The 12,843-nt window shown below is 70.7% G+C and carries 9 protein-coding genes; 8 read left to right on the top strand and 1 reads right to left on the bottom strand.

Annotation, left to right across the window (positions count from 1 at the left end):
• The first annotated feature begins 3 nt into the window (after positions 1–3).
• The 5 genes from CCZ27_RS17690 (at position 4) to phaP (ending at position 5,231) form a co-directional block, all read left to right on the top strand.
• A complete protein-coding gene (locus tag CCZ27_RS17690; protein WP_096450402.1) occupies positions 4–942 on the top strand; it encodes a transglutaminase family protein in 939 nt (312 codons plus the stop codon).
• Positions 943–1,062: 120 nt separating this feature from the next.
• On the top strand, positions 1,063–2,508 hold the full coding sequence (locus CCZ27_RS17685; protein ID WP_232516457.1) for a circularly permuted type 2 ATP-grasp protein: 1,446 nt from the start codon (positions 1,063–1,065) through the stop codon (positions 2,506–2,508).
• Positions 2,509–2,562: 54 nt separating this feature from the next.
• A complete protein-coding gene (locus CCZ27_RS17680; protein WP_096450400.1) occupies positions 2,563–3,513 on the top strand; it encodes an alpha-E domain-containing protein in 951 nt (316 codons plus the stop codon).
• Positions 3,514–3,695: 182 nt separating this feature from the next.
• A complete protein-coding gene (locus CCZ27_RS17675; protein ID WP_096450398.1) occupies positions 3,696–4,487 on the top strand; it encodes a proteasome-type protease in 792 nt (263 codons plus the stop codon).
• A 165-nt stretch (positions 4,488–4,652) separates the two neighbouring features.
• Positions 4,653–5,231, top strand: coding sequence for a TIGR01841 family phasin (gene phaP, locus CCZ27_RS17670; RefSeq protein WP_096450396.1), 579 nt, complete (start codon positions 4,653–4,655; stop codon positions 5,229–5,231).
• A 90-nt stretch (positions 5,232–5,321) separates the two neighbouring features.
• Here phaP and CCZ27_RS17665 read toward each other — a convergent pair whose 3' ends face one another.
• On the bottom strand, positions 5,322–6,458 hold the full coding sequence (locus CCZ27_RS17665) for a toll/interleukin-1 receptor domain-containing protein (RefSeq protein WP_157748629.1): 1,137 nt from the start codon (positions 6,456–6,458) through the stop codon (positions 5,322–5,324).
• Positions 6,459–6,539: 81 nt separating this feature from the next.
• Between CCZ27_RS17665 and recB the strand changes: the two genes are divergently transcribed.
• The 3 genes from recB to CCZ27_RS17650 all read left to right on the top strand — a co-directional run bounded on the left by recB (position 6,540) and on the right by CCZ27_RS17650 (position 12,775).
• Entirely contained in the window at positions 6,540–10,301 is a 3,762-nt protein-coding gene (gene recB / locus CCZ27_RS17660; RefSeq protein WP_232516456.1) for an exodeoxyribonuclease V subunit beta, read from the top strand.
• 235 nt (positions 10,302–10,536) lie between these two features.
• Positions 10,537–12,516 carry an exodeoxyribonuclease V subunit alpha gene (gene recD / locus CCZ27_RS17655; protein WP_096450389.1) on the top strand — a complete coding sequence of 660 codons (1,980 nt, stop codon included), beginning with the start codon at positions 10,537–10,539 and terminating at the stop codon, positions 12,514–12,516.
• A gap of 19 nt (positions 12,517–12,535) precedes the next feature.
• The gene (locus CCZ27_RS17650) at positions 12,536–12,775 is read left to right on the top strand and encodes a hypothetical protein (RefSeq protein WP_096450387.1); all 240 of its coding nucleotides are present in this window, start codon (positions 12,536–12,538) and stop codon (positions 12,773–12,775) included.
• Positions 12,776–12,843 lie beyond the last annotated feature (68 nt).

Here is a 12,843-nt window from a genome sequence, read left to right as displayed (position 1 = left end):
GGCATGCCGCTCTACGACATCGACCACGACACCATCTACCGCTACGACGGCGCCGTGCTGCTGTCGCAGCAGATCGCCCACCTGCGTCCGCGCGAGTGCGCCGGCCAGCGCTGCCTGTCGCACAGCCTCGACATCGTGCCGGACGCGACGCGGCGCATCGAGCGCATCGACTTCTTCGGCAACCCGGTCACCGGCTTCGGCCTGTACGCGCCGCACGACACGCTGGCGGTGCATGCGCGCACCCGCGTGCTGGTGGAGCCGGAGACGCCGCCGCAGGCCGCGGCCGGGCCGCCGTGGGAGGCGGCGCGCGACCATCTGCGCGACGGGCTGTCGGGCCATGCGCCGCTGCAGGCCGACGCGCGCGATGCCGGGCAGTACCGCTTCGCGTCGGCCTTCGTTCCGTTCAGCGACGAATCCGCGCGCTATGCCGACTACGCGCTTCAGTGCTTCACCCCCGGACGCCCGCTGGTCGAGGCGCTGCTGGCGCTGTCGGCGCGCATGCACGCCGATTTCAGCTTCGATCCGTCTGCCACCAGCGTGGCCACGCCGGTGGCCGAGGTCTTCGCCCGGCGCCGCGGCGTGTGCCAGGACTTCTCGCACCTGATGATCGCCTGCCTGCGCGCGCTCGGGCTGGCGGCGCGCTACGTGTCGGGCTATCTGCTCACCGAGCCGCCGCCCGGCCAGCCGCGGCTGGCCGGGGCCGATGCGTCGCACGCCTGGGTGGCGGCGTGGTGCCCCGGCCTGGGCTGGGTGGAAGTGGACCCGACCAACGACGTCCGGCCCGGCACCGGCCACATCACGCTGGCCTGGGGGCGCGACTACGGCGACGTCTGTCCGCTGCGCGGCGTGATCCTGGGCGGCGGCGGCCACAGCGTGGAGGTGGCGGTCACGGTGATGCCGGTCGCGGACGAAGCCGGAGACGGCGGACATGCACCGCAATGAGGCATGGATGACCGAGATGGTGCGCACCAGCCCGGTGCGCCGGCGCAAAACCCGGATTCCGGGCAGGAACGGCATTGGCACGCTTTCTGCTCATACATGCACGGAAAGGGGAGTTCCTAAATGTCCGAAGCGTCCAACACCGGGGCTGCGCCCTACGACGAGATGCACACCGCCGACGGCAGCGTGCGTCCGCACTACACATCCTATGCAGAGTGGCTGGACGACGTGCCGCGCGCGCTGATCGACCGCAAGCGCAGTGAGGCCGACATCGCCTTCCATCGCGTCGGCATCACCTTCAACGTGTATGGCGCCGAGGGCGGCAAGGAGCGGCTGATCCCGTTCGACCTGCTGCCGCGCATCATCCCGGGCCGCGAGTGGCGCGAACTCGAACGCGGCCTGGCGCAGCGCGTGCGCGCGCTCAACGCCTTTCTCGCCGACATCTACCACGGCCAGGAGATCCTGCGCGCCGGGCGCATCCCGGCCGACCAGATCATCAACAACGCGCAGTTCCGCCCCGAGATGAAGGGGGTGGACGTGCCCGGCGGGCTGTATTCGATGATCTCGGGCATCGACCTGGTGCGCGCCGCCGGCGCCGACGGCCGCGGCGAGTTCTTCGTGCTCGAGGACAACCTGCGCGTGCCCTCGGGCGTGTCCTACCTGCTGGAGAACCGCAAGATGATGATGCGGCTCTTTCCGGACCTTTTCTCGCGCTACCACGTGCAGCCGGTCGACCACTACCCCGACCTGCTGCTGGAAACGCTGCGCGCGGTGGCGCCGGCCGGCGTGATCGATCCCACGGTCGTGGTACTGACGCCGGGCGCCTACAACAGCGCCTACTTCGAGCACAGCTTCCTCGCCCAGCAGATGGGCGTGGAACTGGTCGAAGGGCAGGACATGTTCGTGCAGGACGACGTGCTGTACATGCGCACCACCCAGGGGCCGCGGCGGGTGGACGTGATCTACCGCCGCATCGACGACGACTTCCTCGATCCGCTCGCCTTCCGTCCGGATTCCATGCTCGGCGTGCCCGGCCTGATGCGCGCCTACCGCGCCGGCCACGTGACGCTGGCCAACGCGGTGGGCACCGGCGTGGCGGACGACAAGTCGATCTACCCCTACGTGCCGGAGATGGTGCGCTTCTACCTGGGCGAGGAGCCCGTCCTCAACAACGTGCCGACCTGGATGCTGCGCGAGAAGGACGACCTCGCCTACGTGCTGGACCACCTGCCCGAACTGGTGGTGAAGGAAGTCCATGGCGCCGGCGGCTACGGCATGCTGGTCGGCCCGGCGTCGACCCGGGCCGAGATCGAGGATTTCCGCCGGCGCATCCTCCTCGCGCCGGAGAAATACATCGCCCAGCCCACGCTGTCGCTGTCGACCTGCCCGACCTTCGTCGAGGCCGGCATCGCGCCGCGCCACATCGACCTGCGTCCCTTCGTGCTGTCGGGCGGCAAGGAGATCCGCATGGTGCCCGGCGGCCTGACGCGGGTGGCGCTGAAGGAAGGCTCGCTCGTCGTCAATTCGTCGCAGGGGGGCGGCACCAAGGACACCTGGGTGGTCGATTGAGGCCGTGCGCCTAGATCCCCGCCCGATCCCATCGATGAACCGGAGGAAAGGACCATGCTGAGCCGCACCGCCGACCATCTCTACTGGATGGCCCGCTACACCGAGCGCGCCGAGAACACCGTGCGCATGATCGACGTCTCCTACCGCATGTCGATGCTGCCGCACGCCGGCGGCGACGACCACGGCAACTGGCGCGCCATCCTCGACATCAGCGAATTGTCCGCCGCCTACGCGCGCACCGGCCGGCCGCTGAGCCCGCGCGACGTGATCGAGTTCGTGCTGCTGGACCGCGACAACCTGTCCAGCGTGTGGAACTGCCTGCGCGCCGCGCGCGAGAACGCGCACGCGGTGCGCGGCAAGCTCACCGGCGAGATGTGGGAGACCACCAACGCCACCTGGCTGGAGATCCGAGACCTCACGCCCGAGCGCCTGCACGAGATGGATCTCGGCGCCTTCTTCGAATGGGTGAAGTTCCGCTCGCACCTCCTGCGCGGCGTCACCGTGGGGACGATGTTCCACGACGACGCCTTCCAGTTCGCGCGCCTGGGCACCTTCCTCGAGCGCGCCGACAACACCGCGCGCCTGCTCGACGTGAAGTACCACGCCCTGATGCCCGCCGGCGAGGACGCGCAGGGTGCCACCGACTACTACCAGTGGGGCTCGCTGCTGCGCTCGGTTTCCGCGTTCGAGACCTACCGGCAGGTGTACCGCGACGTCATCACGCCGCACAAGGTGGCCGAGCTGCTGATGCTCAACGACGCCATGCCGCGCTCGCTGCACGCCTGCCTGGACGAGGTCGTCGACATCCTCGGCCAGGTCGCCAACGCGCGCTCGTGCGAGACGATCCGCAAGGCTGGCGCGCTGCATGCCAGCCTGCACTACGGCAGCATGGACGACATCTTCGCCGTCGGCCTGCACGAGTCGCTGGAGAAGTTCCTCGCCTGCATCAACAAGCTCGGCGACCGCATCAGCAACGACTTCCTGGTGCCGGTGGCGATCGCCTGAAGTGAAACGGCCCCAGGCTCACTTCGTTCGCTGCCCCGAAGGGGCGTCAGTATGCTTGAGGCGGCTCGGCGCATATTGAAATGACGGGCGCGGCGCGGTACCCGCCGCCGTGCCACAATCCGCAGCCATGCATGGCGCGCGGCAAGCCGGCCATGCGCCGATCAACCCATTGCGATTGACCCATGACTTACTGCGTCGCCATGTGCCTGGACGAGGGCCTGGTCTGCCTGTCCGACTCCCGCACCAACGCCGGTGTGGACCACATCAACACCTTCCGCAAGATGATCGTCTTCGAGCGCCCCGGCGACCGCGTCGTGGTGCTGATGAGCGCCGGCAACCTGGCGATCACGCAGGCGGTGGTCAACCTGCTGCGCGAGCATGCCAACGTGCAGGACCACGAAAGCGTGTGGAGCGCGGCGACGATGTTCGAATGCGCGCGCATGGTGGGCGACACGGTGCGCCGGGTCTACCAGCGCGATGCGGCGGCGCTCAAGGAGTTCGGCGTCGACTTCAACGCCTCGTTCATCCTGTGCGGCCAGATCGACAACGAGCCGCCGCGGCTGTTCCAGATCTACGCCGCGGGCAATTTCATCGAGGCGTCGGAGGACACCCCGTATTTCCAGATCGGCGAATCGAAGTACGGCAAGCCGATCATCGACCGCGTGGTCAGCAGCGCCACCTCGCTCGACGAGGCCGCGAAGTGCGCGCTGATCTCGATGGATTCCACCATCCGCTCCAACCTGTCGGTCGGCCTGCCGCTGGACCTGCTGGTCTACCGCCGCGACCAGCTCAAGGTTGCGCGCCACGTCAGCATCGACTGGGACAACCCCTACTTCAACATGATCCACAGCCAGTGGGGCGCCAGCCTGCGTCGCGTCTTCGGCGAACTGCCCGACCCCAACTGGGCGACCTGGCCCGAAGGCGCCGCGGCCCCATGCGTGCCGCAGCCGGCCGAGGGAAAGGACGCGGCTTGAGCGGCCGGCCGCGCTCCCGCGCGGGAGCGCGGGCAAGGCGATCGTCGAGTAACACGGGGGACGAAAAATTTTCCGGGAAGGCTCTTGCATTTGATTTTGTTGCAGTGCAACATTGAGCCGCATCCAATTCGTACTTTCCCTGAAATCGATCACAGGAGTATCGCCATGAGCATTTCCCCCGAAAAGTTCGTCGCCGCCGGCAAGGCCAGCCTCGAGACCAGCCTGCAGGCCGCCTCCGCCGCCAGCGCCAGCCTGTTCTCCGCCGTCGAGCGTCTGTCCAGCCTGAACCTGGCCGCCGCCCGTGCGCTGTTCGACGACAGCGTCGCGCTGAGCAAGTCGGTCGCCGAAGCCAAGGACCCGAAGTCCCTGGCCTCGCTGCAACTCGGCCTGATCACCCCGGTGCTGGAAAAGAACGTCGCCTACCTCGGCAACGTCGCCAGCATCGCCGCCCAGGCCCAGGGCGAACTGAGCAAGCTGTATGAAACCGAAGCCGCGCAACTGGTGAAGAACCTGAACGCCGCGGTGGAAGACTTCGCCAAGAACGCGCCGGCCGGCTCGGAAACCGCCATCGGCGCGCTCAAGAGCGCCATCGCCAACGCCACCGCCGCCTACGAAGGCGCGACCAAGGCGGCCAAGCAGGTGTCCGAAGTCGCCCAGGCCAACGTCGAAAGCGCTACCGCCGCCGCCGTGGAAACCGTCGCCAAGACGACCCAGGCCGCCGCCTCGGTGCTGAAGTCCGTCTGATCGGCAAGACGCAGGGGTTGCGCGGCGGCTTGCCGAAGCGGACCCGAACGATCCGAAGCCGCCCGGTCCGTCCGGGCGGCTTCGCTCATTTCAAGGCCGGTGCGCAGTGCGCTTCAGCGATTCGACCAGGCGACCCGCCGCGGACTCGATCTTCATCCTGTCGCCTTCGCGGCAGTCCAGATAGTTCCGGTACGTCATGTAGGTCGGCAGATCGGCGCTGTGCAGAAAGATGGGGAAGATGATGTCCTCGTCGTGCTCGCGGCCCCGCACCCAGGCGATGTTGAACTCCTCCTTGCATACCTTGGATGCGAGATAGTCGGGCGAGAACATCGCAACGACCTTGCGGCACCGGTCCAGGCTCTCGAAGATCTCCGGCTGCCATGCACACCCGACATCCAGTGTCTTCCGGTCGAGGAAGATGCGCAGCAGCGGATTCGCGCGCAGCAGCGCCTGTTCGAAGATTTCGATGTCGTCCGCGTTCTCGTGCGCATAGCTGATGAAGACGTCGAACGTTTTTCCGGGTACCGTCGCCGCCGAGTCGGAGGCGGCGTACTGGGCCGCCCGCTGCAGGAAGAGCGCGCGCGCCTCGTTCGTCTGCTGCTCCGTCAGCGTGACGATCTTCAGCACGTCCAGCGGCAGGCCGCGCTCGAGCCAGTGGATCGCCGCGTCCAGCAGCGGGTCCAGCATGTCCGCCGCTGCGTATCCCTGATTGCCCGCCGCGACCAGAGGCATCGCCACCGACCGGAAGTCGGCATGCTCGGCGAGTATCGGCGTCAGGGCGCGGAAGATGTCTCCCACTACGGCGGGCGGTTCGCCGCGGACCAGGGGTTCGAAGCACAGGATGCGATCGAAGTGGAAGATCTCCCTGGCCGCCCCGAGGTCTTTCGACAGCCAGCACGAGAACGCCGTACGCAGATCCAGATCCTTCCCGGCCGCAAGTTCCTTGACGGAGAGTCCCTTGTTGAAGAGGGCGCCGATCAACGACGTGCGCGTCGGGAAGTAGTCGTCCGGGAAGGCGGACACCACCAGCACGTCGAACCCTTCGTCCGGCCCGATGGCAGTGAGGTCGCCCTGCATGAGTTCGATGCGCGGGGATCGGCTGCCACGAACTGGGATCGTTCCGATCAATTCCATCTCGGTCTCCGGGTCGGCGCCATAAGCAGTCGGCCCGCATGGGCGGATGCCGGCGATGAGTTGTGTTCTAGTTTCCGCCATGCGAGTGTGCAAGAGGCATACGCCCGCATGCGGGCGGGCGGTTTGCGATGGCCGGGCGCCGCCGCTACCATCCGGACGATGTCCGCGCCCGCGATGCCCCCCACCGATCTCGACGTCTTCACCTGCCCGCTCGACGGCATCCGCCTCGTCGAGGCTTCGGCCGGCACCGGCAAGACGTGGAACATCTGCGGCCTGTACCTGCGGCTGCTGCTCGAAAAGGCGGTGCCGGTCGAATCGCTGCTGGTGGTCACCTTCACCCGGGCGGCCACCGCCGAGCTGTCGACCCGCATCCGCGACCGCATCGTCGATACGCTCAGGGTGCTCGACGGCGGCCAGGCCGGCGGCGATCCCTTCGTCCCCTCGCTGATCGACACCGTGCTCGCGGCCGGCCTGGCCCGCGACGACATGGCGGCCCGTCTGCGGCGCGCGCTGCAGACCTTCGACGAGGCCGCGATCTTCACCATCCACGGCTTCTGCCAGCGCGCGCTCGCCGACACGCCGTTCGCCGCCGGGCTGCCGTACGCGCTCGAACTGGTCGAGGACGACGCCGCGCTGCGGCTCGAGGCGACGCAGGACTTCTGGCGCCGCGAGATCGCCGGCGCCGACCTGCCGCCGGCGCTCGCCGAGCGGCTGCTGCAGCGCGGCGACAGCCCGGAGCGCTGGGCGGAGCTGCTCGGCCGCGACATGGCGCGGCCGCTCGCCGAGCGGCGCTGGGACGATCCGCCCGGCGGCGCCGGCGATTTCGGCGCGGCGGCGGTGCGCCTCGAGGCGGCCTACGAGGCGGCGCAATACGCCTGGCGCGGCGGGGAGGCCGCCATCGCACAGGCGATCGATGCCGCATTGCCGGGGCTGAACGGCAAGATCTACACCCCCGATTCGGTGGCGCGCGCGCACGAGCGTTGGGCCGCATGGTTCGCCGCCGGCGACCCGGCCGCGCTGCCCGCGGGAGGCGGCAAGCTCGAATTGCTGACTAAGGAAAAGCTCGAATCGAGCGTCACCAAGGCCGGCCACGCCAAGGGCATCGCGCCGCCGCATCATCCCTTCTTCGCTGCCGCCGGCGAACTGCTCGCGGCACGCGAGGCCGCCGAGGAACGGGTCGAGGCGGCGCGCCTGGCGCTGCTGCGCCGCTTCGTGCGGCAGACCGCGGAGGAACTGCGCCGGCGCAAGCGCGAGCGCCGCCAGGTGGCCTTCGACGACATCCTGTGGAACGCCTACGACGCACTCACCGCCGGCCGCCAGCCCTGGCTCGCCGCGGCGCTCCACGCCCGTTTCCCGGTGGCGCTGATCGACGAGTTCCAGGACACCGATCCACTGCAGTTCGCCATCTTCGACCGCGTCTACAACGACGGGGGGCGCCACGGCGGCCTGTTCCTCGTCGGCGACCCCAAGCAGGCGATCTACAGCTTCCGCAGCGCCGACCTGCACACCTACCTCGCCGCCCGCGACCGTACCGACACGCGCCATACACTGCGCCACAACCAGCGCTCCGCGCCGGCCCTCATCGAAGCCTGCAACCGCCTGTTCGGCGCCAATCCGGCGGTCTTCATGCTGCCGGGGCTGACCTACGAGCGCGTCGATGCCGGCACGCGGCCGCGCGCGCCCTTCATCGACGACACCGCGAGCGGCGCGAGCGCGGCGGCCCTGCACCTGTGGCGCATCCCGCGCGAGGAAGCGCCGCCGGGCGAGGAAGAGGCGGGCGGCGACCGCCTGCCGCGCGCGCAGGCGATGCGGCGGGCGGCGCTGGCGAGCGCCGCCGAGATCGCCCGCCTGATCGCGGCCGGCGGCGCCGGCCAGGTGCGCATCGGCGAGCGCGGGCTGGCGCCGGCCGACGTCGCCGTGCTGGTGCGCAGCCACGCGCAGGGCGCCCGCATGCGCCGCGCGCTGGCCGCCTTCGGCGTCGGCAGCGTCGAGCTGTCGCAGGCCAGCGTGTTCGCCACCGAGGACGCCGAGGAACTCGAGCGCGTGCTGCTGGCGATCGCCGAGCCGGCGCGCGAGCGCCGCGTGAAGGCCGCGCTCGCCACCGCGGCGATGGGGCGCGATGCCGCCGCGCTGGCGGCGCTGGCCGCCGACGAGGCGGCCCTGCTCGCCACGCTGGACGCCTTCGCGCGCTGGCGCGACACCTGGCTCACGCGCGGCTTCGGCGTCATGCTGCGCCAGTGGATGGCCGACGACGGCGTTGCCGCGCGGCTGCTGGCGCGTACCGACGGCGAGCGCCGCCTCACCAACCTGATGCACCTGGCCGAACTGCTGCAGCAGGCCGCCGGCGGCGCTTCGCCCGAGGTGCTGCTGCGCACGCTCGCCACCTGCCGCCGCGACGGAGCGGGCGGAGACGCGGCGCAACTGCGGCTGGAATCCGACCGCAACCTGGTGCAGATCGTCACCATCCACCGCGCCAAGGGCCTGGAATACGGCGTCGTGTTCTGCCCCTTCCTGTTCGACGGACACCCCGGCCGGGCCGACGGCGGCGACATGCGTGCCTGGCACGACGACGGCGGCCGCCTGGTGCTCGACTACCGGCGCGCGGCCGGCGACGATGCCGGCATCAAGGCGCGCATGCGTCTGGAGCGCGACGCCGAGAGCCTGCGCCTGATCTACGTGGCGCTGACGCGCGCGGTGCATCGCTGCTATCTCGTGGTGGGCTGCTATGCCGCGATGCGCTTCGGCCGGCCGAGTTATGCCGAGGCGGGACGCAGCCTGCTGAACTGGATGGTGGCGGGCGGCGGCATGGACGTCGAATCCTGGCGCGAACACAAGATGACGCCGGCCGAGATCGACGCGCGCTGGCGCGGCCTGGCCAGCGCCAGCCTGCTGGATGGCCGGCCAGCGATGCGGCTCGCCGATCTGCCCGACGGCGGTGGCGAGCCGCTTCCGCCGGCGCGGGAGGCGGGCGCCCGGCCGCATGCGCTGCGCCCGCCGGTGATCGCGCCGGGCTGGAGCATCGGCAGCTTCAGCGCCTTGCTGTCGGGGGCGGTGCATGAGCAGGCGGCGCGCGACCACGATGCGCGCGTCCTGTCCACCGGCGAGTTCGGCGCACCGTCCGCCGAGCCGGAGACGGCCTGGGCGGAACTGCCCGCCGCTGCGTCCGCGGACGACGACATCCTGCGCTTTCCGCGCGGACCGGCGGCCGGCGACTGCCTGCATGCGGTGTTCGAGCGCATCGATTTCACCGCGCCCGCCGGCTGGGAGGCCGCCATCGCCGCGGCGCTGGCCGACCATCCGCAGCGCCCGGCCGCCGGCGTGGATGCGGAGCGCCTGCCGCGCATGCTGCGGCGCATGCTCGGCGACGTGCTGGCGACGCCGCTGCTGCCCGACGGCGCGCCGGTGCTGCGCCTGGAAACGCTGGCGAACGCGCGCCGGCTGGTCGAACTGGCTTTCCATCTGCCCGTTCCGCGCTTGTCCGCCGCCGGGCTCAATGCCTGGCTGGCGGCACGCGGCTACGGCATGCCGCGGCTGGCATTCGCGGAACTGGGCGGCTATCTGAAGGGTTTCGTCGATCTCGCCTTCGAGCACGAGGGCCGCTACTGGGTGCTGGACTGGAAGTCGAACCATCTCGGCGACCGGCCGGAGGACTACGCGCCAGACCGGCTGGAGGCGGCGATGAAGGCGCATGGCTACCATCTGCAGCACCTGCTCTACACCGTCGCGTTGCATCGCCATCTCGGCCGCAGCCTGCCGGGCTACGACTACGAGCGGCATTTCGGCGGCGTGCTCTACCTCTTCGTGCGCGGCGTACGGCCGGGCTGGCGGGTGGACGGGCAGCCGGCGGGGGTGTTCCTGCACCGCGCAGGGAGCGGGGTCATCGCGGCACTCGATGCCCTGCTGGCTGGAGCCGGGCAGGCCGGGGTGATCGCATGATCCTTTGCTGCGTCTGTGCCGCGCTGGCGGGTGGGTTCGGGGGCGGAGGCGTTGTCGGGGCGTTCATCCGGCCGCGCAGCGCATTCGTTCCGGCGGCTGCGGAACTCGCCGTCGCTGCGCTCGGCTCGGGCAGTCCTCGCCGCCTCCACGAAGGCGCCGCGTGGCCGGATGAGCCTCGTCGCGCCTTTGGGCGTGGGGTTCGGCGCGGTGCGGTTCGTTTGCCGGGGGAGGGGGCATGAACGGCGCGCTTTCCGCACAGTACGATCTCGCCGACGGTTTTGCCGCGCATGCCCTGGCCTGGGCGCGCAGCCTGGGTGCGCCGGAGGAAAGCCTCGCGGTGCTGCCGGCCGTCGCGCGTGCGCTGAGTCTGGCGGCGAGTGCGGGGCATGTGTGCCTGCCGCTCGCCGAACTGGAGGAGGGCGAATGGCTGGGCGAGGCGGGAGCTGCCGTTGGCGACCGGGCTGCGCTGTGCGACCGGCTGCTGGGAAGCGGCCTGGTGGCTACCGAGGAGCAGGCCAGCGGGATGCAGGTTGCCGGGATGCGGACCGCCGAGGTACGAACCGTCGGGGTGCGGATCGCCGAAGGGCGGGCCGCGGACATGCGGCCGTCGGCCCATCCCATGGTGCTCGATGCCGGCGACCGTCTTTACCTGCGCCGCTTCTTCGATCTCGAATGCCGCCTCGCCGCGGCGCTGGCGGCGCGCACGCGGGTCCGTGCGGACGGGCCGGCGGGGGAGGGTGTGGCGGCGCTGCTGGACGTGCTCTTCCCCGCACGGGAGGGCGCGGCCGTGCCCGACTGGCAGAAGCTTGCCGTCGCGCTGGCGCTGCAGGGGCGGCTGACGGTGATCAGCGGCGGGCCGGGGACCGGCAAGACGACGACCGTCGCCGCGCTGCTCGCCTGCCTGCTGCAGCGAGAGCCGGATCTGCGCATCGCGCTCGCCGCGCCGACCGGCAAGGCCGCGGCGCGGATGCTCGAAGCGCTGCGCGGCCGCGCCGCGACGCTGCCGCCGGCGTTGCGCGCGCGCCTGCCGGCCGATGCCAGCACGGTGCACCGCCTGCTGGGCGTGATGCCCGGGCCGGGGCGTTTCCGCCACGATGCGGACAATCCGCTCGCGGTGGATGTGCTGGTGGTGGACGAGGCGTCGATGCTGGATCTGGCGCTGGCGGCGCGGCTGCTCGATGCGCTGCCGCCCGATGCGCGCCTGGTGCTGCTCGGCGACAAGGACCAGCTTGCGGCGGTGGAGGCGGGGGCGGTGTTCGCCGAGTTGTCGTCCGCGCGCGTGCTGACGCCGGCCACCGTCGATCGATTGGCTGCGTCGTGCGCCATTCCGGCCGGGGTGATCTCGCAGGCGCTGGCGGCGGGCGACGGCGGCGGGCGGGACGGCGGCATGGCCGACAGCGTGATCTGGCTCACCGAGAGCCACCGCTTCCGGCGTGATTCGGGCATCGGCCGGCTCGCGGCCGACATCAATGCCGGTGCCGGCGCCGCGGCGCTGGAGTGGCTGCAGGCCGGCGCGGACGAGGCCGCGGTGTGGATCGCCGACGATGGAGCGCGGCCGGGCGCGCGGACGCTGGCGTGCATGGAGGCCGGTTATGCGCCCTACCTGGACTGCCTGCGCGACGTGCGGGGCGACACGCAGTCGCGGGCCGCGGCCGCCTTCGCGGCCTTCGACCGTTTCCGCGTGCTCGTCGCGGTGCATGAAGGGCCGCGCGGCCTGGCGGCGCTGAATGCCCATCTGGAGCGGCATCTGCGCACCGCGCTCGGCCTGCCGGCGGCGGTGGGTACGGCCGGGCGCTGGTACGCCGGGCGGCCGCTGATCGTGCTGCGCAACGATTACCTGCTCGGCCTCTACAATGGCGACGTCGGCTTGTGCCTGGCCGACGCGCAGGGCGAACTGGCGGTGTATTTCCCGCGCAGCGGCGGCGGTTACCGCGCCATCGCACCCCTGCGCCTGCCCGAGCACGACACCGCCTTCGCGCTGACGGTGCACAAGAGCCAGGGCTCGGAGTTCGACGAGGTGCTGCTGGTGCTGCCGGCGGCCCACAGCCGGGTGCTGACGCGCGAACTGCTGTATACCGGCGTTACCCGCGCCGCGCGCCGGGTGGCGCTGGCCGGCGCGCCAGAGGTGTTCGTCGCCGCCTGCGCCGCCCGCACCCGGCGCCATGCCGGCCTCGGGGCGCGGCTCGCGCAGTGCGCGGGTCGCTCCGTCCGCTGATCATCGACCAGGAGTTCAAGTGCCCCAGCCTACCCTCAAGCAGCGCAAGACGTTCGCGCTGATCCGCATCATCGGCGGCCTGTTCGCTGCCTTCTATCTCGGCTACGTCGTCGTCGCCAACCTTGCCGCCGGGGTGCCTTTCGACCGCACGCTGATGTTCACCGCGCTCGTCGCGGTGGCCGGCTTCGCCTATGCCGCGTGGTATCTGCGCGACCTGTCGGCGGTCGCACGCGAAGAGCGCGAGAGGCCGCCGGAATGACCCTGCGTCTGTCATCGGGCGGTCGTTTTTTGTATCCGCATGAATCCGGCCGTACCGGCCTTCCGCCG

Source organism: Thauera sp. K11 (assembly GCF_002354895.1).
GTDB lineage: Bacteria > Pseudomonadota > Gammaproteobacteria > Burkholderiales > Rhodocyclaceae > Thauera > Thauera sinica.
This window is presented reverse-complemented; position numbering and strand designations above follow the sequence as displayed.

Bases quoted from the DNA above. Each gene is read 5' to 3' on its own strand.
- CCZ27_RS17690 (WP_096450402.1), top strand. From the start codon at position 4: ATGCCGCTCTACGACATCGACCACGACACCATCTACCGCTACGACGGC.
- CCZ27_RS17685 (WP_232516457.1), top strand. From the start codon at position 1,063: ATGTCCGAAGCGTCCAACACCGGGGCTGCGCCCTACGACGAGATGCAC.
- CCZ27_RS17680 (WP_096450400.1), top strand. From the start codon at position 2,563: ATGCTGAGCCGCACCGCCGACCATCTCTACTGGATGGCCCGCTACACC.
- CCZ27_RS17675 (WP_096450398.1), top strand. From the start codon at position 3,696: ATGACTTACTGCGTCGCCATGTGCCTGGACGAGGGCCTGGTCTGCCTG.
- phaP (WP_096450396.1), top strand. From the start codon at position 4,653: ATGAGCATTTCCCCCGAAAAGTTCGTCGCCGCCGGCAAGGCCAGCCTC.
- recB (WP_232516456.1), top strand. From the start codon at position 6,540: ATGCCCCCCACCGATCTCGACGTCTTCACCTGCCCGCTCGACGGCATC.
- recD (WP_096450389.1), top strand. From the start codon at position 10,537: ATGAACGGCGCGCTTTCCGCACAGTACGATCTCGCCGACGGTTTTGCC.